This is a genomic window from Qipengyuania gaetbuli (assembly GCF_009827315.1).
Lineage (GTDB): Bacteria > Pseudomonadota > Alphaproteobacteria > Sphingomonadales > Sphingomonadaceae > Qipengyuania > Qipengyuania gaetbuli.
The window spans coordinates 1,512,467-1,535,401 of sequence record NZ_WTYF01000004.1 but is presented as its reverse complement, the minus strand read 5'-3'; the positions used below and the strand labels follow the sequence as shown (position 1 = coordinate 1,535,401).

Annotated in this window: 20 protein-coding genes; 13 read left to right on the top strand and 7 right to left on the bottom strand. The window is 66.1% G+C overall.

Annotated features, from left to right (window positions below):
- Positions 1 to 113 precede the first annotated feature (113 nt).
- From GRI42_RS10010 to GRI42_RS09985, 6 genes are all read left to right on the top strand, one after another.
- Positions 114 to 401, top strand: coding sequence for a hypothetical protein (locus GRI42_RS10010; protein ID WP_160608359.1), 288 nt, complete (start codon positions 114 to 116; stop codon positions 399 to 401).
- A 92-nt stretch (positions 402 to 493) separates the two neighbouring features.
- On the top strand, positions 494 to 694 hold the full coding sequence (locus GRI42_RS10005; RefSeq protein WP_160608358.1) for a hypothetical protein: 201 nt from the start codon (positions 494 to 496) through the stop codon (positions 692 to 694).
- Positions 695 to 699: 5 nt separating this feature from the next.
- A complete protein-coding gene (locus GRI42_RS10000; RefSeq protein ID WP_234033927.1) occupies positions 700 to 1,881 on the top strand; it encodes an acyl-CoA dehydrogenase family protein in 1,182 nt (393 codons plus the stop codon).
- Between the two features lie 3 nt (positions 1,882 to 1,884).
- A complete protein-coding gene (locus GRI42_RS09995; protein ID WP_160608357.1) occupies positions 1,885 to 3,108 on the top strand; it encodes a CoA transferase in 1,224 nt (407 codons plus the stop codon).
- A gap of 19 nt (positions 3,109 to 3,127) precedes the next feature.
- A complete protein-coding gene (locus GRI42_RS09990; RefSeq protein WP_160608356.1) occupies positions 3,128 to 4,360 on the top strand; it encodes an acetyl-CoA C-acetyltransferase in 1,233 nt (410 codons plus the stop codon).
- Positions 4,360 to 5,214: an FAS1-like dehydratase domain-containing protein gene (locus GRI42_RS09985; RefSeq protein WP_160608355.1), complete on the top strand. Its 855-nt coding sequence runs from the start codon at positions 4,360 to 4,362 to the stop codon at positions 5,212 to 5,214. Before GRI42_RS09990 ends, GRI42_RS09985 begins: the two co-directional genes overlap by 1 nt.
- Here GRI42_RS09985 and ppk2 read toward each other — a convergent pair.
- Positions 5,211 to 5,987, bottom strand: coding sequence for a polyphosphate kinase 2 (ppk2, locus tag GRI42_RS09980; RefSeq protein ID WP_160608354.1), 777 nt, complete (start codon positions 5,985 to 5,987; stop codon positions 5,211 to 5,213). The two genes, GRI42_RS09985 and ppk2, sit on opposite strands and share 4 nt — an antisense overlap.
- A 52-nt stretch (positions 5,988 to 6,039) precedes the next feature.
- Here ppk2 and phhA point away from each other — a divergent pair, with 52 nt between their 5' ends.
- Positions 6,040 to 6,978 carry a phenylalanine 4-monooxygenase gene (gene phhA / locus GRI42_RS09975; RefSeq protein WP_160608353.1) on the top strand — a complete coding sequence of 313 codons (939 nt, stop codon included), beginning with the start codon at positions 6,040 to 6,042 and terminating at the stop codon, positions 6,976 to 6,978.
- Positions 6,979 to 7,035: 57 nt separating this feature from the next.
- Here the strand turns inward: phhA and GRI42_RS09970 are convergent, their stop codons facing one another.
- The 5 genes from GRI42_RS09970 to GRI42_RS09950 all read right to left on the bottom strand — a co-directional run bounded on the left by GRI42_RS09970 (position 7,036) and on the right by GRI42_RS09950 (position 12,672).
- The gene (locus GRI42_RS09970) at positions 7,036 to 7,293 is read right to left on the bottom strand and encodes a hypothetical protein (RefSeq protein ID WP_160608352.1); all 258 of its coding nucleotides are present in this window, start codon (positions 7,291 to 7,293) and stop codon (positions 7,036 to 7,038) included.
- A 79-nt stretch (positions 7,294 to 7,372) separates the two neighbouring features.
- Positions 7,373 to 7,627, bottom strand: coding sequence for a hypothetical protein (locus GRI42_RS09965; protein WP_160608351.1), 255 nt, complete (start codon positions 7,625 to 7,627; stop codon positions 7,373 to 7,375).
- Between the two features lie 96 nt (positions 7,628 to 7,723).
- Positions 7,724 to 8,518 (bottom strand): undecaprenyl-diphosphate phosphatase, encoded by a 795-nt coding sequence (locus GRI42_RS09960; RefSeq protein WP_160608350.1) that lies wholly within the window; start codon positions 8,516 to 8,518, stop codon positions 7,724 to 7,726.
- A 79-nt stretch (positions 8,519 to 8,597) separates the two neighbouring features.
- Complete coding sequence (locus tag GRI42_RS09955; RefSeq protein ID WP_160608349.1) at positions 8,598 to 10,712, bottom strand: M13 family metallopeptidase; 2,115 nt, start codon at positions 10,710 to 10,712, stop codon at positions 8,598 to 8,600.
- Positions 10,713 to 10,860: 148 nt separating this feature from the next.
- Positions 10,861 to 12,672, bottom strand: a complete 1,812-nt coding sequence (locus GRI42_RS09950; protein WP_160608348.1) for an ABC transporter transmembrane domain-containing protein — start codon at positions 12,670 to 12,672, stop codon at positions 10,861 to 10,863.
- 166 nt (positions 12,673 to 12,838) lie between these two features.
- Here GRI42_RS09950 and GRI42_RS09945 point away from each other — a divergent pair, with 166 nt between their 5' ends.
- The 6 genes from GRI42_RS09945 (at position 12,839) to GRI42_RS09920 (ending at position 22,330) form a co-directional block, all read left to right on the top strand.
- Positions 12,839 to 14,059, top strand: a complete 1,221-nt coding sequence (locus tag GRI42_RS09945) for a polyhydroxyalkanoate depolymerase (protein ID WP_160608347.1) — start codon at positions 12,839 to 12,841, stop codon at positions 14,057 to 14,059.
- Between the two features lie 81 nt (positions 14,060 to 14,140).
- Positions 14,141 to 16,003, top strand: coding sequence for a DUF294 nucleotidyltransferase-like domain-containing protein (locus tag GRI42_RS09940; RefSeq protein WP_160608346.1), 1,863 nt, complete (start codon positions 14,141 to 14,143; stop codon positions 16,001 to 16,003).
- Positions 15,996 to 16,670, top strand: a complete 675-nt coding sequence (locus GRI42_RS09935) for an exonuclease domain-containing protein (RefSeq protein WP_160608345.1) — start codon at positions 15,996 to 15,998, stop codon at positions 16,668 to 16,670. The genes GRI42_RS09940 and GRI42_RS09935 overlap by 8 nt, the downstream gene beginning before the upstream one ends.
- 125 nt (positions 16,671 to 16,795) lie before the next feature.
- On the top strand, positions 16,796 to 17,074 hold the full coding sequence (locus tag GRI42_RS09930; protein ID WP_160608344.1) for a DUF4212 domain-containing protein: 279 nt from the start codon (positions 16,796 to 16,798) through the stop codon (positions 17,072 to 17,074).
- 11 nt (positions 17,075 to 17,085) lie between these two features.
- Entirely contained in the window at positions 17,086 to 18,861 is a 1,776-nt protein-coding gene (locus GRI42_RS09925; protein WP_160608343.1) for a sodium:solute symporter family protein, read from the top strand.
- Positions 18,862 to 18,967: 106 nt separating this feature from the next.
- Positions 18,968 to 22,330 carry a hybrid sensor histidine kinase/response regulator gene (locus GRI42_RS09920; RefSeq protein WP_160608342.1) on the top strand — a complete coding sequence of 1,121 codons (3,363 nt, stop codon included), beginning with the start codon at positions 18,968 to 18,970 and terminating at the stop codon, positions 22,328 to 22,330.
- Here GRI42_RS09920 and GRI42_RS09915 read toward each other — a convergent pair.
- Positions 22,300 to 22,935, bottom strand: coding sequence for a response regulator transcription factor (locus GRI42_RS09915; protein WP_160608341.1), 636 nt, complete (start codon positions 22,933 to 22,935; stop codon positions 22,300 to 22,302). The genes GRI42_RS09920 and GRI42_RS09915 overlap by 31 nt on opposite strands.

The following is a 22,935-nucleotide window of genomic DNA, read 5'->3' as shown; positions in this document are numbered from 1 at the left end:
CAGGCTTCGCGCGGCGCAACCGGCGGAGATGCATTTTCCCCTTGGACCTTGGGCGCAGGGCATATTAACCACCCTCCGCCCGCGCCGACGTGCGCGTTCGATAGGAGATACAGATGAAGTTCCGCATTCTTGCCGCCGCCACCGCCTCGCTCGCCCTTGCCGCCTGCGGCAGCGCCGACGACGCATCGACGGAAGCCGAAGCCGACACCGTCGAAATCGCTGCCGACGAAGCGCTCGAAGAAGTGACGGAAGAGCCGGTCGCCGACGCTTCGGCCAACGACGTTTCGGAAACCGCTGCCGCAGCGGAAGCCGCCGAAGCCGCCTCGATCGAGGAAGCTGGCGACAATGCCGCCGCCACCGCCGAAGCGGCGATGGACGCGATGGCCGAGGAAGGCCAGTAATGGACTGGCGGGCGGACCTGCTCGCAGGGCCCGCCCGCTCCCTTGCCGTAGGGGATTTTGCGCAGGCGCGGCGCGGCGATAGGTTCGCCGCCATGACCCGACTCGCGATCCCCTGCGCACCCGCCCTCCTGCTGCTTGCCGCCTGCGGCGATGCCGGTGACGAAGGACCCGAGCCTGTCAGCGTCGAAGAGGCGCAGGCGCTCGATGATGCCGCCAGCATGCTCGACGAACAGCGGCTGGAAACCGAGGTCGCACCCGAGAACAACGAAACAGAATTACCGGAAGAGGAGTGAGCCCCATGTCGACCGTCAACCCGGGCATGGATTCCGACGTTTTCGACCAGTTCCTCGACCAGCTTGAACGATATGTCCGCGAACGGCTGATCCCCGCCGAGGCGGAAGTGATCGAGACCGACAAGGTCCCCGACGATATCCTCGCCGAAATGAAGGACATGGGCCTGTTCGGCCTGACCGTGCCCGAGGAATACGGCGGCGCAGGGCTGAACGTGACGCAATATGCGCGAGTGGTGCAGACCATGGCCTATGCCGCGCCGGCCTACCGCTCGATCTTCTCGATCAATGTCGGCATGTTCAATTCCGCGATCAAGAACGGCGGTACCGAAGCGCAGAAGGCCGAGTGGTGGCCGAAGATCGCCAGCGGCTCGATCGCCTGTTTCGGCCTGACCGAACCGGGCTCCGGCAGCGACAGCGCCGCGATGCAGACCTTCGCCAGGCCCGATCCGGACGGCAACGGCTGGATCCTCAACGGCACCAAGCGCTACATCACCAACGCCCCCCACGCCGACGTCGCGCTGATCATGGCGCGCACCGAGAAGGAGGCGCTGCCCAAGAACGCGCATGTGTCGGCCTTCATCGTGCCGATGGACACGCCGGGCATCTCGACCGGCAGCCCGGACAAGAAGATGGGCCAGTCGGGCAGCCATATCTCCGACGTGATGCTCGACGACGTACACGTGCCGGGCGAGGCGCTGCTGGGCGGCGAGACGGGGCAGGGTTTCCGCTTTGCCATGATGAGCCTCGACAATGGCCGCATTTCCGTAGGCGCGGCCAGCACGGGCTATGCGCGCCGCGCGCTCGACAGCGCGATCCGCTATGCCAACGAGCGGCAGGCGTTCGGCGAACCGATCGCCAATTTCCAGCTGATCCAGCAGATGCTCGCGGAAAGCTGGACCGAGATCTACGCGGCCGAGGCGATGATGGCGGACGTGACCGCACGCGTCGATCGCGGCGAGAACGCGATCAAGCAGGCTGCCGCCTTCAAGGTCTTCGCTTCGGAAATGTGCGGCCGCGTGGTCGACCGCGTGGTGCAGATTTACGGCGGCGCGGGCTACCTTGCCGAGTACGATGCCGAACGCTTCTTCCGCGATGCGCGCATCTACCGCATCTACGAGGGCACGACGCAGATCCTCCAGCTGCAGATCGCCAAGCACATGCTGCGCGATTACGCTGCGGGCCTGTAAGGGGTGTACAAGCTCCTCAGCGATCTCTCGATCATCGAGACGTCAAGCTTCGTCGCCTCGCCCACGGCCGGCCTCTACTGCGCGCAGATGGGGGCCGAGGTGATCCGCGTCGACCACAAGGAAGGCGGGCTCGACTACGACCGCTACATGCTCACCAAAGAGGGCCGCTCGCTCAGCTGGGAGAACCTCAACCGGGCGAAGAAGTCGGTCGCGCTCGACCTGCGCAGCGCGGAAGGGCGCGAACTGCTGGTCGAACTGGCGGCGAAGACCGGCAATCTCATCACCAATCTGCCGGAGAAGAGCTTCCTGTCGCAAGAAGCCGTGGCGGCGAAACGCGACGACCTCGTCAGCGTGCGCATCATGGGCTGGCATGACGGGCGCCAGGCGATGGATTTCACGGTCAATGCTGCAAGTGGCTACCCGCTTATGTGCGGGCCGGAAGACTGGGACGCGGCAACCGCGCCGCCGGTAAACCAGGTGCTGCCGGCCTGGGACTTCATCACCGGCGCCTATTGCGCTTTCGCCATGATCGCCGCGATCCGCCACCGCGACCAGACGGGCGAGGGCAGCGAGCTGCGCGTGCCTCTGGGCGACGTTGCCATCGGCACGGTCGCCAACAGCGGGGCGATGGCGGAAATGCTCTATCGCGGCGCGGACCGCGAACGGCTCGGCAATGCGATCTGGGGCGCTTTCGGGCGCGATTTCCGCAGCAAGGACGGCACGCGTTTCATGGTCGCCGCGCTGACGCCCAAGCAGTGGGACGGGCTCGTCACCGCTTTCGGAGTGGAGGCGGAGATCGCCGCGCTGGAGCAGGAATGCGGAGTGCGTTTCGCCGATGGCGACCGCCCGCGGTTCGAGCATCGCCATGCACTCTTCGACCTGTTCCAGTCCCGCGCCGATGCGCTGTCGTGGGACGATCTCGCCAGTCGCATGGGCGCGCAGGGCTGCACGTTCGAACGCTACCGTACCATGCACGAGGCGGCTAACGACCCCGTTCTGGTGGACCAGAACCCGCTGTTCACGCGCACCAGCGCGAACCCCTCGGGCTTCGAATATCCCGCCACCCGCAGCTTTGCGAACATCCCGGGACGCGAGGCAGCACCTCCCGCACCGGCCCCCTATCTGGGGCAGCACACCGAGGAGGTTCTCGCGACACGTCTCGGCCTGTCCTCCGGCGCGATCGGCGACCTGATCGACCGCGACATCGCCCGCCTTTCCGATGCCTGATTTCTTGAGGGACTAGACCATGACCCAGCTTCGCCGCGTCGCCATCTGCAAGCCCTTGCGCACGCCCGTGGGCAAGTATCTCGGCAGCCTCGCCCCGCTTGAGGCTGGCGCCTTGGGCGCGGTCATCATCAAGGCGCTGGTCGACCGATCCGGGGTGGACCCTGAGCGCGTCGACGACGTGGTATTCAGTCAGGGCTACGGCAGCGGCGAGGCCCCGGCCATCGGGCGCTGGAGCTGGCTTGCCGCAGGCCTGCCCATCGAGGTGCCCGGAATGCAGCTTGACCGGCGCTGCGGTTCGGGCCTGCAGGCGGTCGCGACGGCGGCCATGATGGTCCAGACCGGCATGGCCGACTGCGTGCTGGCCGGCGGCGTCGAAAGCATGAGCAATGTCGAGCACTACACGACCAAGGCCCGCCACGGTGCGCGCCTTGGCGACATGGTGCTGTGGGACCGCCTTACGCGCGGGCGCCTGATGAGCCAGCCGATCGAGCGCTTCGGCATCATCACCGGCATGATCGAGACCGCCGAGAACCTCGCCAAGGATTACGGCATTTCGCGCGAGGCATCGGACGAGTTCGCCGTGCGCAGCCACATGAACGCGGCAAAGGCATGGTCCGAGGGCAAGTTCGACGAACAGCTCGTGCCGGTCGAAATCCCCTCGCGCCGGGGCGATCCGGTCGTCTTCGCGAAGGACGAGGGCTTCCGCGAGGATGCCAGCATGGAAACGCTGTCGGCGCTGCGTCCGATCGATATCAAGCGCGATCCCGATGCGGTCGTGACGGCTGGCAATGCCAGCCAGCAGAACGATGCCGCGGCCGCCTGCCTCGTGGTAGCGGAAGACAAGGTCGAGGAACTGGGGCTCGAACCGATCCTGTGGTTCCATTCGTGGAGCGCGGCGGGCTGCGATCCCAGCCGCATGGGCATCGGTCCGGTTCCGGCGGTCGAGCGCCTGTTCGCGCGAAACGGTCTTGGCTGGGACGATATCGGCCTCATCGAACTCAACGAGGCCTTCGCCCCGCAGGCGCTGGCCGTCTTGAAGGGCTGGGGCTTTGCCGAAGACGACAGCCGCCGCGAGATCGTCAACGTCAACGGCTCGGGCATCTCGCTCGGCCACCCGATCGGTGCGACCGGCATCCGCATCCTCGCCGACATGGCGCACGAGATGCAGCGCCGCGAGGTCCGCTACGGGCTGGAAACCATGTGCATCGGCGGCGGGCAGGGCATGGCCGCTGTGTTCGAGCGGGCTGCCTGATGCCGGACTGGCAGGAGTGGGTCGGGCGCGAGATGCGCGCCCGCGATGCGCTGGGGCCGCGGCTGGCGGCGCAATGGTGCGCGACCTTCGACCGCGATGCGCCGCCCGATACCGCCATGCCGCAGGGCATCCACCTGTGCCTCTGCACGCCGGACGCGCGCACGGGCGACCTGGCTCCCGACGGGCATCCGGTCCGCGACGACGACATGACGAGCTTCCTGCCGCCCGTGCCCCTGCCGCGCCGGATGTGGGCCTCGAGCGCGATGCGCTTCCATGCGCCGGTGACCGTCGGTGCCGCTATCGAGCGGACCAGCAAGGTTGCCTCGGTCACGCCCAAATCGGGCAGCCGCGGCGAGATGGTCTTCGTCGAGGTCGATCACGAAACCCGCGCCGACGGCGTGCTGGCGGTGAGCGAGCGGCAGAGCATCGTCTATCTCGAAGGGCTGGCCCCCGACGCGCCGCTTTCGCCGCCCGAAACGGACGGAGGCAGCTTCGATCCGGCGGGCTGGGACGCGCACCGCGAAGTCCTGCCCGACGAACGGCTGCTGTTCCGCTATTCGGCGCTGACCTTCAATACCCACCGCATCCATTATGACGCGCCCTATGCGCAGCGTGTGGAGCGGTATCGCGGTCTCGTGGTCCACGGTCCGCTCAGCACCAGCCTGCTGCTCCAGCTGGCCGGAGCCCACTTTGGCGAGAACCGCCTCGCCAGCTTCACCTTTCGCGGGGTCAGCCCGGCGATCTGCGGCGAGCCGCTGCACCTCGTCCTGCGCGGCAGCGGCGAGGACATCGAGATGGGCGCCTTTGCCGCCGATGGCCGGCAGGTCGTGAAGGCGAGCGCGACGCTCGCCTAGGTGACCGGATAGCCCCGCAGCGGCTGGATCTGCGAATAGGTCTCCACCGCGGGCTCGTGGCCGAGTTCGGGAAAATCGATAGCTGGCGGCTCGACCTGCATGTCAGGCAGGCGGTCGAGCAGGTCGCGCACCAGCGTCAGCCTGCCGCGCTTCTGGTCGTTGAAATCGACCAGCGTCCACGGTGCCCAGTCCGTGTGGGTTGCGGCCAGCATGGCCTCGCGCGCCTTGGTATAGGCATCGTATTTTTCGCGCGCGGCGAGGTCGACGGGGGAGAGTTTCCAGCGTTTCAGCGGGTCTTCGAGCCTTTCGCGCAGGCGTTCCTCCTGCTGCGCCTGGTCGGTCCCGAGCCAGTATTTGAACAGCAGTATCCCATCGTCGACCAGCATCCTTTCGAACGTCGGGACCTGGCGAAGGAAATCCTCCACCTGCTCCTCGTCGGCATAGCCCATGACCTTCTCGACCCCGGCACGGTTGTACCAGCTGCGGTCGAACAGGACGATCTCGCCCGCGCTCGGCAGGTGGGCGACATAGCGCTGGAAATACCACTGGGTCAGTTCGGCCTCGGTCGGCTTCGACAGGGCCACCACACGGCACTGGCGCGGGTTCAACTGTTCGCGCACCGCCTTGATCGCGCCGCCCTTGCCGGCGGTATCGCGCCCCTCGAAGATCACCACGATGCGCTGCCCGGTCGTGCGCGCCCAGCGTGCCATTCCGACCAGCTCGGCCTGCATCGGCTCGATCGCGTCTTCGTATTCGTCCTTTTTCAAAGGCATCCCCCCGCCTGCGGTTTGTGTCGGGCCGCCAAAGGTAGTATCAATGGCAACTATGGCGACTCTAGCAGAACCCGAACATGACTTCAGCCGTTTGCCCGACCTTCCGGCAGATGTCTTTACCGCACCGCTGAAAAAGCCCGCCCACGTGGGCGACGACTGGCTGGAACCGGCGCAGACGCAGTATTCTTCCGAAGACGATGCGATCTGGAACGACCTGTTCGCGCGCCAGATGGACGTCCTGCCGGGCCGCGCGGCGAGCGCGTTCATGGCGGGCCTGCAGAAGCTCAACCTCAACCGCGGCGGCGTGCCCGAATTCGGCAAGCTGTCGGAGGATCTGAATGCGCTGACCGGCTGGACGGTCGTGCCCGTACCCATGCTGATCCCCGATCACGTGTTCTTCTGGCACCTTGCCAACCGCCGCTTCCCGGCCGGCAATTTCATCCGCACGCGCGAGACCTTCGACTATATACAGGAGCCGGACGTATTCCACGACGTGTTCGGCCACGTGCCGATGCTGACCGACCCGGTCTATGCCGGCTACATGCAGGAATACGGCCGCGCCGGGTGGAAGGCGATGCGCTACAACCGGCTGAAGGCGCTGGGCTCGCTTTATTGGTACACGGTCGAATTCGGGCTGATCCAGGAGAGGGACGGCATAAAAGCCTATGGCGCGGGCATTCTCTCCGGCCCGACCGAAGTCGTCTACGCGACCGAGGCGAAGAGCCCCAACCGCATCATGCTCAACGTCGACCGCGTAATGCGCACCGATTACGTGATCAGCGACCTCCAGCCGACCTATTTCGTGATCGAGAGTTTCGAGGATCTCTACCGCCAGACGGTGGAGCGCGATTTCGACAAGCTCTACCGCCATCTCGGCCCCGGTTTCACCTATGCCAACACGGCGGTGATTGACGTCGATTACGTGGTGAACGAAGGCACGCTCGAATACACGCTGCGCGGCGGGCGCGGCAGCGGCGCGAAGCCCGTATAGCAAAACGGCCCCGGATTGCTCCGGGGCCGCTTCGTTTTATCCGATTGGAAAAGCGTCTTAGTTGACGGCTTCTTCCGCGCCTTCGGTCAGCGCATCGGTGTCGCCTTCGGCAGCATCTTCGATGTCGTCGGCTTCAGCTTCCATGGCGTCGGCCTGTTCGTCGGTGATCGCGCCGGCGTCTTCCATGGCATCGGCCTGGTCTTCGATGGCTTCAGCCTGCTCTTCAGCAGCTTCTTCAGTCGGGCTGTCGCAAGCGGCGAGGCCGAGGCTCAGAGCGGCGGCCGAAGCGACGATGGCAGCTTTGTTGAACTTCATTTCAGTCTTCCCCTTTTAAATTCGGGAGCAGCCGGGATGACGGCTCCCACTGGTAATCAGGTTTTGGTGGAACCGCCTGTCAGCGGACAGCCCGCTGACGGACGAAGTTGTAGAGCCCGATCGCGACGATGGCGCCCAGCACGGCCCACAGCAGGGTGCTTCCACGGATCGCTCCGAGGAATACGCCGCCAGAGGTCGCGATCCCCACTACGAGCGAACCGGCAATGCCAGCGAGCACGTTGCGGAGAATGGCACGGCCATCTTCGATTTTCAGTGCGATCGTTCCCAGCCAGCCCAGAAGGGCACCGGTTACGACCAGAATGATCAGACCCATCGGTCAGTCCTTGCGGTTACTTCGTGACCAGTAAAACCGCATTGCCACGAATGGTTCCGCGATTGTGACGAAAAGAAGGCTAAAAGGGGATCCGGCCTAGAGGAAGAGCAGCAAGGCCGCGCCCAGCGCCACGCGGTAGAGGACGAAGACCATCATCGATGCTTTCTTCAGGAAATTCATGAGGAAAATCATCGTCGCGAGTGCGGTGAAGAAAGTGAGCGCACCGGCTACCAGCGCATCCTGCTGCATCTGCGCTGTCGCCTCGACAAGGTCGAGCGCTGCCAGGAGGCCCGCTCCGGCGACGGCCGGAATGGCCAGCAGGAAGGAAAAACGGGCGGATTCGACGCGCGAATATCCGAGCGCGCGGGCCGCGGTCATGGTCGCTCCGGAACGGCTGGTGCCCGGGATCAGCGCCATCGCCTGGGCAATACCCACGAGGATCGCGTCGCGCAGGCTCATGTCCTCATACGCCTTGGTTTCGCGCCCGAAGCGGTCGGCGATGCCGAGCAGGATACCGAAGACGATCAGATTGGTCGCCACGAGCTGAGTCGAGCGGAAGCCTTCGAGATAGTCGCCCATCTTCAGGAACAGGCCCAGCGCGACCGCCGGGATCGTGCCAATGGCGACGAACCAGAACAGGCGGCGCTGCGGATCGTCCTTGCCGATGCCCACGCTGGCGAAACCGCCCCGCGCGAGGCCCATCACGTCCTTGCGGAAGTAGAGGATGATCGCCAGCAGCGAACCGACATGGACCGCGACATCGATCAGCGGCCCCTGGTCGGGGAAATCGGTCAGCTTGGGAATGAGGATCAGGTGCCCCGACGAAGAGATCGGGAGGAATTCGGTGATCCCCTGCACCAGCGCGATCAGCAGTTCTTGGAAGAAGGTCATGGCTTGAGCCCCATGAACAAAGGGCGGAGCAAGTCAAGCGACCTGCTCCGCCCCAAGGCATTTCTGCGCCGGAATGCGCTTACCAGATGGAAATGCGCTGCTCCGGAGGCAGGTAGAGCGCATCGTCCGGACCCACGTCGAACGCATCGTACCATGCATCAATGTGGCGAACGGCGTTGTTGAGGCGGAATTCGCCCGGCGGGTGGTTGGCGGTCATCACGCGGTTGCGCAGCGATTCCTCGCGCTCCATGCCGCGCCAGATCTGCGCGAAGCCGAGGAAGAAGCGCTGGTCGCCGGTCAGCCCGTCGATCACCGGCGCTTCCTGTCCGTTCAGCGACAGCTTGTAGGCGCGGTAGGCCATCTGCAGGCCGACCACGTCGCCAAGCGTTTCGCCCATCGACTGGCGGCCGCGCAGGCAGACCGGGCCTTCGGGGCTGTCGACCGGGCAATAGGCCTCGATGAATTCCGCCATGCGGGCGGTGTACTGCTCGAAGCCCTTGCGGTCGTTGTCCTGCCACCAGTTCCTGAGCGTACCCTTGGCATCGTACTGCGAGCCCTGGTCGTCATAGCCGTGGCCGATCTCGTGACCGATGACCGCCCCGATGCCGCCGTAGTTCACGGCCGGGTCGGCGCTGGCATTGAAGAAGGGCGGCTGCAGGATCGCGGCCGGGAAGACGATGCGGTTGGTCAGCGGCGAATAATAGGCATTCACCGTCTGAGGGGTCATGCCCCATTCGCTCGGGTCGACCTCGGTGCCGAGGCGCGCGCGCGAATCTTCCACGTTCCAGCGGATCGTGTTGAGGCGGTTGCCCAGCGGGTCTGCCGGATCGATCTCGAGGCCGTCATAGGTCTCGAACTCGTCGGGATAGCCGATCATCGGGACGAAGCCGTTCAGCTTTTCGCGCGCCTGGGTGATCGTGTCGGGCGTCATCCAGTCGTTCTTGTCGAGCGCCATGCCCATCGAACGCGAAAGGTTTGCGACGAGCTCGTCCATCGCGGCCTTGCTCTCCGGCGGGAAGTGGCGTTCGACGTAGAGCTTGCCCAGCTGTTCGCCCAGAGCACCTTCGACCGCGCTGATCGCGCGCTTCCAGCGGTCCTGCTGCTTTTCCTGGCCGTTGATGGTGCGGCCGTAGAAATCGAACACCGCATCGTCGAGTTCGGTCGAGAGGACCGAGGCGCTCGAGGACAGGAAGCTCTTGGCCATATAGGCCTTGAGCGTGGCGAGCGGGGTTTCCTGCAGCAGCTTCATCATCGCCGGCAGTCCGCCGCCGATCATGGCGAGCTGTTCAGGCGTCAGGCCGAGCTGCTCGATTTCCTCCGCGGTCGGCGGGATCTGGCGCACAAGGTAGCGCTCCTGCCCGCCGAGCTGTGCGGATTCGAGCAGCGCATCGATCGGGAAGTCGCCCGCCATTGCCGAGACGTCGGCCGGGGTCAGCTCGTTATAGGTGAGCGTCGGCATGCGCAGGACCTGGCGGGCCCATTCGAGTTCGGCGACCTTGTGCTCGAAGGCATAGACCGCTTCCGCTGCAGCAGCCGGATCGGCGTATCCGGCCTTGCCCAGCAGGGTGGCCAGCAGTTCCTTGTAGGCGGCGCGGATCTTCAGGTTGCTTTCCGAATCCACGAGGTAATAGTCGCGGTCGGGCAGGCCCGTGCCGTTGAAGTTCAGCCCCACCGCATACTGCGTGGGGTTGCGGGCATCGATGGTCACGCCCGCGCTCACCAGCGAAGGATATTCGGGCTGGCCGAACAGGCGCACCAGCGCCTCCAGGTCGGGCGCGCCGGCAATCTCGTCGAGATAGGGCTGGGCGGGCGCGATGCCGCTGGCATCGATCGCCTCCACGTTCATGAAGGAATTGTAGGCATCGACGATGCGGCGGGCCTGCGTACCCGGAGCCGGGTTAGAGGCAACGAGGTCGTTGACCAGCTTCTGCACGTCGCGGACCGAACCTTCGCGCAGCATGTCGAAGGCGCCATAACGCTGGCGGTCGGCGGGAATCTCGTTTTCCGCGACCCACTTTCCGTTGACGTAGGCGTTGAAGTCGTCGCCCGGATCGACGGTCTTGTCGATCAGGTCGGTGCCGACACCCCAGGTGCCGAAATCCATGGTCGGGGCTTCTGCCTCCTCGGCGGCGGCAGGCACCGCCATCATCAGCGCAAGCGCGGATGCGCCGGCAGCGAGAATAGTCCTGGTCATGTGTATTGTCCTTTCCTCCCGGCCTCGCGTGCTCCCCCGCGCGCGTAGGGCCGTGTGCAGCCTTGCTAGCAGCAGGCGCGCGGCGCGGTCGCCTTTCGTCGTTCCCGCAAGGGGATTGGTCGATTTTCGCCCCTGAAAGGGCGGTTCGTCAGGCGCTTTCGAGCGTGAACTGCAGCGATGCGAGGCGGGCGTAGAGGCCGCCTGCGGATGCCAGCTGGTCGTGTGTGCCCTGCTCGACGATGCGCCCTTCTTCCATCACCACGATCCGGTCGGCGGCGCGCACGGTGGCGAGGCGGTGGGCGATGACCAGCGTGGTGCGGTCTTCCATCAACCGTTCGAGCGCGTCCTGCACCAGCCGCTCGCTCTCGGCATCGAGCGCGCTCGTAGCCTCGTCCAGCAGCAGGATCGGGGCATCGCGCAGCAGCGCACGGGCAATCGCGACACGCTGGCGCTGGCCCCCCGACAGCTGCGTACCGTTCTCGCCGAGATAGGTGTCGAGGCCTTGGGGGAGCTTTTCGAGGAATTCGGCGGCATTAGCGGCGCGCGCGGCGGTCCAGATGTCCTCTTCCGATGCATCCCAATTGCCGTAGCGCAGATTGTCGCGCGCACTGGCGGAAAACAGCACGCCCTCCTGCGGCACGAAAGCGATGCGGCGGCGGATTTCGGCCGGGTCGGCACTGGTCAGCGGAATGCCGTCGATGCGCACGCTGCCGGCCTGCGGATCGTAGAACCGTTCTGCCAGCTGGAAGATGGTCGACTTGCCGCCGCCCGAAGGGCCGACGATGGCGACCGTCTCGCCCGGCTCGATCTCGAGGCTGAAATCGGCGAGCGCCGGGGTTTCCAGCCGCGTCGGATAGCGGAAGGTCACGTTGCGGAACGACAGGCTGCCGCGCGGCGGCTCGGGCAGGGCTTCGGGGCGCGCGGGCGGGGCGATGGTCGGCTTTTCCTCCAGCAGCTCGGTCAGGCGGCTGGCCGCGCCCGAGGCGCGCAGGAGATCGCCGTAGACTTCCGTCAGGGCACCGAAGGCCCCGGCGACAAGGCCGGCCGTAAGCACGAAGGCGAAGATGGTGCCGTAGCTGATCGTGCCGGCGTTGGCGGCTTCCGCCCCGCGCCACACCAGCATGGTGATGCCGCCGAAAATGAACAGGATGATGCAGGCCGTCAGCACGGCGCGGATGAGGATGCGGCGCTTGGCGACCGAGAATGTCCGTTCGACCGCGGCGCCGAAACGTTCATGCTCGCGCGCTTCCTGGTTGAAGCCCTGGACGATTTTCATCGCCGACAGCACTTCGGTCACCATCGCGCCGATGTCGGCCACGCGGTCCTGGCTGGTGCGGCTGACCGTGCGGAGGCGGCGTCCGAAGACGGTGATGGGGATGGTGATCGCCGGGATGATCAGGAACAGGCCCAGCGTCAGGCTGGGGACCAGCGTGAAGAGGTAGATTGTGCCGCCCACCGCGACGAGGAAATTGCGCAGCGCGACGGAAATGGTGGTGCCCACGACCTGTTCGATCAGCGCGGTATCGCTGGTCATGCGGCTGGAAATTTCCTTGGGGCTGTTCTCTTCGTAGAAGCCAGGCGCGAGGCGCAGGAGATTGGCTTGCACCCGCATGCGCACGTCGGCGACCACGCGTTCGCCCAGCCAGCTGACAAAATAGAACCGTGCTGCCGTGCCCATGGCGAGCACGCCGACGATCAGCAGCAGGTACTGGAACCAGCGACCGATATCGCTGCCGTCACCGGCAAAGCCGCGGTCGACCACCAGCTTGAAGCCTGCCGGAATGGCCAGCGTGGCGGCCGCCGTCACGATCAGCGCCACCAGCGCCATCGCCACGTGGCCGGGATATTTGCGTGCTTCCTCGAACACCATGCGCAGCGGCCTGAGGCTGCGCGGTTCCGCGTCCTTGTCGCGGCGGAACAGCTTGCGGCGCTTCTTTTCGTTCGAACCCGTCTCGTCCATGCCGGTCAACTAGGCTTGCTGCGGCGCAAAATCCACAGGTGAGGCGCAATTCGGGCACTTTTGCACGTTTTGTGCATTGCACAACGACCGATCGCTCGGCAGACTGCCCTTTTTTCAAGGAGTGCCCGCAGCGAGAACACAACAGCGCGGGCAGCAGGGGACGCCGATGCTTTATCACGCCTATGAATTGCAGCGCAGCTGGCTGTCGAGCGCCAGCGCTTGGGCCTCGATCGGGGCCGAGATGCTGTCCAATCCCGCCATGCCCTTCGGCTACATGGGGATGGGGCCCGTCGCCGCGAGCGCGCTGGAAGTCTTCGCCCACGCCACTGCCACCTACGGCAAGCCGGCCTGGGGCATCGAAAGCGTGGAAGCGGGCGGCAAGCACTGGCCGGTGGTCGAGGCAACCGTGCTCAACAGGCCGTTCGGCGATCTGAAGCGCTTCCACCGCGAGAACCTGCCCGACGACGCCCCGCGACTCCTCATCGTCGCGCCGATGAGCGGGCACTACGCCACGCTGCTGCGCGGAACGGTCGAGCGGATGCTCGAAAACTACGTCGTCTACGTCACCGACTGGGCCGATGCGCGCAACGTGCCGCTGCACGAGGGGCAGTTCGACCTCGACGATTACATGGACTACGTCATCGAGTTCCTCGACCATATCGGTCCGGGAGCGCACGCGATGGCCGTGTGCCAGCCCTCGGTCCCCGTCTTCGCCGCGACGGCGATCATGAACCGCGACAAGCACCCTTGCACGCCGAAGACGCTGACCATGATGGGCGGCCCGATCGACACGCGCTGTTCGCCGACCAGCGTCAACGACCTTGCCATGGAACGCCCGATCGAGTGGTTCCGCCACAATGTCATCGCCACCGTGCCGATGCAGTATCGCGGCGCCGGGCGCGACGTGTACCCCGGTTTCATGCAGCTGGCCGGCTTCATGAGCATGAACCTCGGCAATCACATGATGAGCCACTACGAGATGTTCAAACACCTCACCGTAGGCGACGAGGCGAGCGCGCAGGCGACCAAGGATTTCTACGACGAATACCGCAGCGTCTGCGACATGACGGCGGAATTCTATCTCCAGACGGTCAAAGAGGTGTTCCAGGATCACGCGATCCCGAACGGCACTTTCATGCACCGCGGCAAGCTGATCGACCTCGGCGACATCACGCAGACCGCGCTGCTGGCGATCGAGGGTGAGCGCGACGACATTTCCGGCCTCGGCCAGACCAAGGCCGCGCTCGACCTGACGCCCAATCTCAAGGCTTCGAAGAAGCGCTACTACATGGCCGAAGGCGCCGGGCACTATGGCATCTTCAACGGCAGCAGGTGGCGCACGAAGATCGCCCCGGTGGTCGAGGATTTCATCGCCAAGCACGGCTGAACGGCCGGGGTCTTCGCGCCCCTTTGCACTTGGACTAAAGTCGATGCGACGAAGCGGCACCAAAGGTGCTAGGCTTCGCGCATGGCCAGCGAGCTGAGCGAGATCCGGTCCTTCCTGGGCGATGTGTCGCCCTTCGACAGGCTGGACGCGGACTGCATCGCCGCGATCGCGCGGCGGGTGACGGTGCGCTATTTCCGGGCCGGGGACACGATCCTCGAGGCGGGTTCGCACAACGACCAGCTGTTTATCGTTCGCTCCGGCTCGGTCGAATTGCGCCTCGCGGGCGAGGAACTGACCATGCGGCTGGGGAAGGGCGGCAGCTTCGCCTTCCCGTCGCTCCTGCGCGGCGGCGAGGTGCGCAACACGACTACGGCGCTGGAAGACACGCTGGTCTATTGCCTGCCGGGCGAGGAATTCCACCGGCTGCGCAGCGAATGCGATGCCGTGCGCGACTATTTCAACGAGAGCGAGACCGAACGCATCCGCAGCGCCGTGCGCGACTTGCGCCTGAAACGACCGAGCACGCTCCAGCACGCGACCATCGATCAGCTGCTGGTGCACAAGCAGCCAGTGTCCTGCGAGCCCGGCCTCAGCATTGCCGATGCCGCCACGCTGATGAGCGAGCGCGACGTGAGCACGCTGGCGATCTGCGAGGGCGGGCGGCTGGTGGGCATCTTTACCGACAAGGATTTGCGCAAGCGCGTGGTCGCCGCGCGGACCGATTTCGACAGGCCGATCCGCGAGGTCATGACCGCTGCGCCGCGCACCCTGCCGCGCCACGCCACTGCGGCAGAGGCGATGGCGCTGATGGCGGCTGGCGGCTTTCGCCACATCCCCGTGCTGGGTTCTGCAGGGGAACTGGTCGCTATCCTCAGTGCGACGGACATCCTCGCCTATCTCGGCGACAGCGCCATCGATACCGGCATGCTGGTAGCGAAGGCCGCCGGTCCGCAGGCGCTGGTCGCAGCGGCGCGCCAGATACCCGAAGGCTTTGCGCGAATGGATGCGGGCGGCTTCCATGCCGAACACACGATGCGGTTCACCTCGGCGCTGGGCGAGGCGGTCCACCGGCGTGCGGCCGAGCTGGCCGAAGCGGAACTGGGGCCGCCGCCGGTTCCCTATGCGCTGCTGGTCTTCGGCTCGCTTGCGCGGGGGGAGCAGCTGGTCGGTTCGGACCAGGACAACGGCATCGTCATGGACGACCGCGTGGACGAAAGCGGGCGCGAATATTTCGCAGCGCTGGGTGCGCGCATATCCGACCTGCTCGACGAATGCGGCTTCGTCTATTGCAAGGGCGGCATCATGGCGAAGAATGCCGAACAGCGCCTGACGCGCAGCGAATGGAGCGAGCGTTACGGCCGCTGGATCGCCAATCCGGACGAGGACCGCATCCTTCGCGCAACGATCTATTTCGACATGCGCGCAGTCCACGGCGATGCGGTGATGGCACAGGCCCTGCACGAAGACGTGGTCGACAAGGCACGCGGTTCGGGCCTGTTCCTCAGCTTCCTTGCCCGCGATGCGCAGCGCAGCAAGGTGCCGCTGGGCTTCTTCCGCAACCTCGTGCTGGAAAAGTCGGAGGACGGGCAGAAGGTCTTCGATGCCAAGGCGCAGGCCATCCTGCCGGTGATCGACATCGCCCGCACTTTCGCGCTGGCGGAGGGGCTGGCCGCGGTCGGCACGATCGAGCGGCTGGAGGTGCTGGCTGCCGCCGGACGCATGGCGCGCGGCGATGCCGAAAGCCTGAAGGACGCCTTCCTGCTGGTGAGCGAGTTGCGCATCGCACACCAGGCCGCGCAAGTCCGCGCGGGCACCGCGCCCGACAACGCGATTGCCCCTGCGGCCCTGTCCCCGCTCGAGCGGGATTACCTGAAGGATGCGTTCTCGGTCATCAGCGGCGGGCTGGATTCGCTGAAACGCAACCTGGCAGGCGGGATTGCGTGAGCGCATAGCCGACTGGCGCTTCCGGCGCCGTCTCGCAGCGCTCGGGAAGAGCGGGCAGGAGCTGCTCTGCGCCTATGCCGGTGCCCGATGGCCCGCCCCCGACCTGCCGCTGCGCGAAGCGGCGCTGCTGGCGCTCGATTTCGAGCTCGACGGACTCGCGCGCGATGCGCACGTCCTCCAGGCGGGATGGCTTGCCTTCGATACCGGCGGCATCGCGCTGGACGGGGCGATGTCGCTCGACATCCGCAGCGCGCGGCGTCTCGATGACGGCGCAGTCACCGTGCACGGCATCGGCGAGGAACGCGCACGCGAAGGCCAGCCGCTGCGGCAGGTCCTCGGACCGCTCGTTTCGGCGCTATCGGGCCGCGTGCTCGTCGCTCACGGCGCCGCGATCGAGGTAGAGGTCATCGAGCGCACGACGCGCGCCTGTTTCGGCGAGGCGCTGCCGGTGCGCGCCATCTGCACGCTGGAACTGGAGCGCAGGCTTCACCCCAATCTGGTGGGCAGCGATGCCTATCGCCTCGCCGCCGTACGGGCGCGCTACAACCTTCCCGCCTACGACCAGCACGATGCGCTGTCGGACGCGCTGGCGGCGGCGGAACTGCTGCTGGCCCAGGCGCGCAGGCTGCCTGCCGACGTGCGGCTGGGCTCGGTCCTGCGGGGCTGAGGCCCTATTAGACTTATGTCGCTCTCGCCGCGGGGGCCACGCTCCCATAGCCTTCCCGTGATGCTCCCGTTTCTGCGGGTGGCAGACACCACAAGACGACGCCAAAAGAATACGAGGGGGAGGCCATGTCAGACGATACCGATACCCACCAGACCAGCGAGGCAGAGGGCGCCTACTGGCGTGACAATGTCCGCCTGCTGATCACACTCATGGCGATCTGGTTCGCCTGTTCCTTCGGGGCGGGCATCCTGTTCCGCGAGTTCCTCGACCAGTTCATGATCGGCGGATACCCGCTCGGCTTCTGGTTCGCCCAGCAGGGCTCGATCTACATCTTCATCGCGCTGATCTTCTACTACGTCGTCAAGATGCGGAAGCTCGAGCGCAAGTACGATCTCGACGACTGAGGGAGGGGACGATGGACACGCAAACTCTGATCTACCTCTTCGTCGGCGCCAGCTTCGCACTCTACATCGGCATCGCCCTGTGGAGCAGGGCAGGTTCGACGAAGGAATTCTACGTCGCCGGCGGCGGGGTGAACCCGGTCGTCAACGGCATGGCCACGGCTGCCGACTGGATGAGCGCGGCCAGCTTCATCTCGATGGCGGGCCTGATCGCCTTCCTCGGTTATGACGGCTCGGTCTACCTGATGGGCTGGACCGGCGGCTACGTCATGCTGGCGCTCCTGCTGGCGCCTTACCTGCGCAAGTTCGGCCAGTTCACCGTGCCCGATTTCATCGGCACGCGGTACTATTCCAAGACCGCGCGCGTAGTCGCGGTGATCTGCCTGATCTTCATCAGCTTCACCTATATCGCCGGTCAGATGCGCGGCGTGGGGATCGTGTTCTCGCGCTTCCTCGACGTCGACATCACCATGGGCGTGATCATCGGCATGGGCATCGTCTTCGTCTACGCCGTGCTCGGCGGGATGAAGGGCATCACCTACACGCAGGTCGCGCAATATTGCGTGCTGATCTTCGCCTACATGGTGCCGGCCTTCTTCCTGAGCTTCATGATCACGGGCAACCCGATCCCGCAGTTCGGCCTGGGCAGTCAGGTCAACGACGGGTCGGGGCTGTACGTGCTGCAGAAACTCAACCTGGTGCTCACCGACCTGGGGTTCGGGGAATATACCGACGGGTCCAAGAGCATGATCGACGTGTTCTGCATCACGCTGGCCCTGATGGTCGGGACCGCGGGCCTGCCGCACGTGATCGTGCGCTTCTTCACCGTTCCCAAGGCATCCGATGCCCGCAAGTCGGCCGGCTGGGCGCTGATCTTCATTGCCCTGCTCTACACGACCGCACCGGCCGTGGGCGCCTTTGCCCGCCTCAACTTCATCGATACGGTGAACGAGACGAGCTATTCGGAAGCACCGCGCTGGTTCAAGAACTGGGAGCGCAACGATCTCATCGCCTTCCAGGACAAGAACGGCGACGGCGTGATGCAGTACCGTAGCGGCGCAGCCTTCGAGGGCGCACCCGCCTATGGCGAGGGTACCGGTCCTTCGGGCGAACGCGTGGTCACCAATGCGCCGGTTACAGACAGCCAGAACGAGGTCTATGTCGACAACGACATCATGGTCCTCGCCAACCCGGAAATCGGCAATCTGCCGGGCTGGGTGATCGCGCTGGTCGCCGCCGGCGGGCTTGCCGCGGCATTGTCGACCGCAGCCGGCCTGCTGCTGGTGATCTCCAGCTCGGTCAGCCACGATTTGCTCAAGTCGACCTTCAAGCCCGACATATCGGAGAAGGGCGAATTGCTGGCGGCGCGCCTTGCGGCAACGGCAGCGATCGTGGTGGCAGGCTATCTCGGCATCTACCCGCCGGGCTGGGTGGCACAGGTGGTGGCATTCGCCTTCGGCCTTGCCGCAGCCAGCCTGTTCCCCGCCATCTTCATGGGCATCTTCTCGAAGCGCATGAACAAGGAAGGGGCGATTGCGGGCATGGTGACGGGCCTGGCCTTCACCTTCGGCTACATCTTCTACTTCAAGCTGGCGAACCCGGCAGCGAACGTGGCGGACAACTGGCTCTTCGGCATCTCGCCCGAAGGGATCGGCGTGGTCGGAATGGTGCTGAACTTCGTCGTCGCCATCGCGGTGTCGAAGATGACCGCCAGCCCGCCGGTCGAAATCCGCAAGCTGGTGGATTCGATCCGCGTGCCCCGCGGCGCGGGCGATGCCCACGCACACTGACGCCCACAGGGACAGTCGCAGAGGAAGGGCGGTGCCGCGCGGCGCCGCCCTTTCTTGCATGATGCGGCAGTTTCGATAGGCTGCATGTGGGGGAAGGGAGAGGTCCATGCTGTTCGGCACGGCGATCGTTACGGCGACGCTATACCTGGCACTGCTGTTCTGGCTGGCATCGCGGCAGGACCGGCTGGCCGAGACCGGCCGCACGGTGTCCGCCCGCCGGCGCGACTGGATCTACGGCCTCAGCCTGGCGGTCTATTGCACCAGCTGGACCTTCTTCGGCGGGGTCGGTTCGGCCGCAAGTTCCGGCTGGCATTACCTGCCGATTTACCTCGGCCCGGTGCTGGTCTTCTCGCTCGGCTATCCGCTTGTGCGGCGCATCCTCGCGCAGGCCAAGGCCCAGCATTCCACCTCGATCGCCGACTTCCTGTCGGCACGCTACGGCAAGAGCGCACTGGTCGCCGCGCTGGTGACGATCTTCGCGACAGTCGGCTCGCTCCCCTACATGGCGCTGCAGCTGCAATCGGTCGGCACGTCGCTGCTGGCGCTCGATCCCGAGCTGGAGGCGAGCGTCTCGCCCGACGAGCTGGTCCTGCTGGTCGCAGGCAGCATGGCGCTGTTCGCGATCCTGTTCGGTTCGCGCAGGGCCGACCGCGCCGGCGACAATGCCGGGCTGGTCCTCACCATCGCGGTGGAATCGGCAGTGAAGCTGTTCGCGCTGCTGGCGCTGGCGGCATTCGCGATGGTGCTGCTTGCGGGGCAGCCTGGCGGTGCGGGAGCAGCGGTCTCGCCCTTCTCCGCGCAGCAGTTCGATGCGCGCTTTGCCGTACTCACCCTGATTGCGGCCTGTGCCGCGCTGTGCCTGCCGCGCCAGTTCCACATGACCTTCGTCGAAGCCCAGACCGACCGCGCCAGCGCGGCGATGCGCTGGGTCTTCCCGGCCTATCTGGCGGTCACCTCGCTGGTCATCGTGCCGATCGTGCTGGCAGGCTTGTCCGCGCTTCCGGCGAAGACGCCGGGCGACATGATCGTGATGGCCCTGCCGCTTTCCTCGGGCAGCGAGTTGCTGGCCCTGCTCGTCTTTATCGGCGGGTTCGCGGCATCGACCGGCATGATCGTGGTCGCCAGCGTGGCGCTTTCGACGATGATCACCAACGACCTCGTACTGCCAGTGGTGTTCCGGCGCGAATTGCGTGGCGGGGGCGATCGCACCCGGCTCGCGCTGCGCCTGCTGATGGTGCGCCGCCTCGTCATCGGCGGCCTGCTGTTCTTCGCCTATCTGTTCTATCTCGGCTTCGGCGCGGCGGCAGAACTGGCCGGTCTCGGCACGCTGGCCTTTGCCGCCATGGCGCAGTTCGCGCCCGGCCTCGTGCTCGGCATGATGACGCGCCACGGCAACAAGACCGGCATGACCAGCGGCCTGCTGGCCGGGTTCGCCTGCTGGGCGGTGCTGCTGATCCTGCCCGCGGCGACGAACCAGCCACCGGTCTTCGCCATCCATCCCGATACGCTGGTGTCGGGCGTGCTGCTGAGCCTCGGTTTCAATGTCGCGGCCTACTGGGCTGGCTCTGCCTTCGGGCGCGAGACGCTGGTCGATGCCGCGCAGGCGGCGGCTTTCGTCGGTACCGCACCGCCCGGCGCACGGCCCGGGTTCGTCACTGCCAAGCGCGTTGCCGACATCCGCCTCCTGCTGGCCCAGTTCATCGGCCAGCGGCGCGCGGCAGAGGCGCTGGGCGCAGGCTACCGCGACAGCGATCCGGCCGACGAGCAGGCGCTTGCCATGGCGGAACGGCTGATCGCGGGCGTGGTCGGCACATCGTCCGCGCGGATGCTCACCGCCAGCTGGGCGCAGGGCGATGCCGTCCCGCTCGAACAGGTCGTGGCCATGTTCGACGAGACCAGCCGCCGCCTGACCTTCAGCGGCGACCTGCTGCAACTGGCCATCGAGAACATCGACCAGGGCGTGGCGCTGGTGGACAGCGACATGAACCTCGTGGCGTGGAACAGCCGCTACCAGGAAATGTTCGCGCTGCCCGACGAGCTTGCCAGCGTGGGCACGCCGATCGCCGATCTCATCCGTTTCAACCTGCGCCAGGGCGGCGTGCCGCATGCCGAGATCGAGGAACAGGTCGCCCGCCGGCTCGAACACATGCGCGCCGGGCGTACCCACCGCATGGAGCGCGAGCAGCACGACGGGCGGATCATGCGCATCGTCGGCAACCCCGCGCCGGGCGGCGGCTACGTCACCAGCTACAGCGACGTGACCGCGGACCGGCGGGCGGAACAGGCGCTCGAACAGAAGGTCGCAGAACGCACGCAGCAGCTGAGCGAGGCGAACAACGCGCTCGAAGCGGCTACCCGGTCGAAGACGCGGTTCCTTGCCGCTGCCAGCCACGATCTGATCCAGCCGCTCAATGCGGCGCGCCTGTTTGCCTCCGCGCTGGGCGAGGAAGTGCGCGGGCGCGACCAGCTCGAACGGCTGGTGCGCGATCTCGACGGGTCGATTACCTCGGCCGACCGGCTGATCCGCACGCTGCTCGATATCTCCAAGCTCGATGGCGGCGGTATCGAACCGCGCCCCGAACCGGTCGCGCTCGACGAGATATTCGACGAGATGATGCGCGAGTTTTCGGTGCAGGCGGAAAGCAAGGGGCTGGCGCTGAAACGCGTGCCCACCAGCGTGTGGATCGACACCGACCGCGCCCTGCTCGGCAGCGTGGTGCGCAACCTCCTCAGCAATGCCATCCGCTATACCGACAAGGGCGGCGTGCTGCTCGGCGTGCGGCGTGCGGGAGGCGACGTGGACCTGTGCGTCTACGACACCGGCGCAGGTATCGCGGACGAGGATATCGAGCGGATGTTCGGCGAATTCCAGCGCGGCAGGACGCAGGACCGCGAAGGCCTCGGCCTCGGCCTTGCCATCGTCAGGCGCATCACCGCCCTGCTCGGAGTGGAGGTGCAGACGCGCTCAGTCGTCGGGCGCGGCAGCCGGTTCGCGGTGCGCCTGCCGGTGCTGCGCTGGGGCGCGCGGGTGCAGGCGGAGCGGAGGCGTGCGGCATCCTCGCTGGCGGGCGCGCGGATACTGGTGGTCGACAATGATCCCGCCGCGCTCAGCGCCACGGCGGCGTTGCTGGGCAAATGGGGCCTCGCCGTGACCTGTGCGCATGGCCTGTCGCAGGCGTTGGAGGTGGCCGGAACGCCGCCCGACGTCGCCATAATGGACTTCCGCCTCGACGAGGACGAGCGCGGCGACGGTGTCTACGAGGCGCTGTGCGCAGCCTGGGGCAAGCGGCCACCGGCCATCCTGCTGACCGCGGAGGCGGGCGAGGAAACCGAGCGGGCGGCAGCGCGCATGGGTGCCCAGCGACTGCTCAAGCCGTCGTCTCCCGCAGCCCTGCGCGCACTGATTTCGGATTGCGTGGCGCGGGGAACCGGCGGCGATCAGCCGGCCGCGGGGTCCGCCTCCGCCTGATCGACATCGAGCTTGCCCGCCAGCAGCACGGCCTGCGTGCGGTTGACCACGCCCAGCTTGCGGAAGATCGCAGTGATATGCGCCTTCACGGTCGCTTCGCTGATATCGAGTTCATAGGCGATCTGCTTGTTCAGCAGGCCTTCGCTCAGCTGGCCGAGGATGCGGCGCTGCGCGGGAGTGAGGCTGGCGATCTTCGCCAAATCTTTGTCCGGTCCGCTGCCGGTTTCGGGAAACCAGTTCTCGCCCTCGCGCACGCGGGCCAGCGCCTCGCGCATGGTCTCGAGGCTGGCGGACTTGGGAATGAAAGCGGCAGCGCCCAGCTGGCTGGCGGCGGCATAGACCCGCGTTTCCTCGCTCGCCGAAACGATCACGACCGGCAGTGCCGGGAAATCCTGGCGGAAGTCCATCAGCGCCGACAGCCCGTTCGAATCTTCCATATGGAGGTCGAGCAACAGGGCTTCGGCCCCCGTCTCCACCGCCTCGCGCGCACCCTTGGCCGACGAGGTCTCGACGATTTCGGCCTCGGGCCACACCCGGCCCACTGCGTGGCCCAGCGCCGTGCGGAAGAGCGGGTGGTCGTCGGCGATGATGATGCGCTGTGCCAT

Coding starts and splice junctions, on each gene's coding strand:
- GRI42_RS10010 (WP_160608359.1), top strand. CDS start 114: ATGAAGTTCCGCATTCTTGCCGCCGCCACCGCCTCGCTCGCCCTTGCC.
- GRI42_RS10005 (WP_160608358.1), top strand. CDS start 494: ATGACCCGACTCGCGATCCCCTGCGCACCCGCCCTCCTGCTGCTTGCC.
- GRI42_RS10000 (WP_234033927.1), top strand. CDS start 700: ATGTCGACCGTCAACCCGGGCATGGATTCCGACGTTTTCGACCAGTTC.
- GRI42_RS09990 (WP_160608356.1), top strand. CDS start 3,128: ATGACCCAGCTTCGCCGCGTCGCCATCTGCAAGCCCTTGCGCACGCCC.
- GRI42_RS09985 (WP_160608355.1), top strand. CDS start 4,360: ATGCCGGACTGGCAGGAGTGGGTCGGGCGCGAGATGCGCGCCCGCGAT.
- ppk2 (WP_160608354.1), bottom strand. CDS start 5,987: ATGCCTTTGAAAAAGGACGAATACGAAGACGCGATCGAGCCGATGCAG.
- phhA (WP_160608353.1), top strand. CDS start 6,040: ATGGCGACTCTAGCAGAACCCGAACATGACTTCAGCCGTTTGCCCGAC.
- GRI42_RS09970 (WP_160608352.1), bottom strand. CDS start 7,293: ATGAAGTTCAACAAAGCTGCCATCGTCGCTTCGGCCGCCGCTCTGAGC.
- GRI42_RS09965 (WP_160608351.1), bottom strand. CDS start 7,627: ATGGGTCTGATCATTCTGGTCGTAACCGGTGCCCTTCTGGGCTGGCTG.
- GRI42_RS09960 (WP_160608350.1), bottom strand. CDS start 8,518: ATGACCTTCTTCCAAGAACTGCTGATCGCGCTGGTGCAGGGGATCACC.
- GRI42_RS09955 (WP_160608349.1), bottom strand. CDS start 10,712: ATGACCAGGACTATTCTCGCTGCCGGCGCATCCGCGCTTGCGCTGATG.
- GRI42_RS09950 (WP_160608348.1), bottom strand. CDS start 12,672: ATGGACGAGACGGGTTCGAACGAAAAGAAGCGCCGCAAGCTGTTCCGC.
- GRI42_RS09945 (WP_160608347.1), top strand. CDS start 12,839: ATGCTTTATCACGCCTATGAATTGCAGCGCAGCTGGCTGTCGAGCGCC.
- GRI42_RS09940 (WP_160608346.1), top strand. CDS start 14,141: ATGGCCAGCGAGCTGAGCGAGATCCGGTCCTTCCTGGGCGATGTGTCG.
- GRI42_RS09930 (WP_160608344.1), top strand. CDS start 16,796: ATGTCAGACGATACCGATACCCACCAGACCAGCGAGGCAGAGGGCGCC.
- GRI42_RS09925 (WP_160608343.1), top strand. CDS start 17,086: ATGGACACGCAAACTCTGATCTACCTCTTCGTCGGCGCCAGCTTCGCA.
- GRI42_RS09920 (WP_160608342.1), top strand. CDS start 18,968: ATGCTGTTCGGCACGGCGATCGTTACGGCGACGCTATACCTGGCACTG.
- GRI42_RS09915 (WP_160608341.1), bottom strand. CDS start 22,935: ATGGCACAGCGCATCATCATCGCCGACGACCACCCGCTCTTCCGCACG.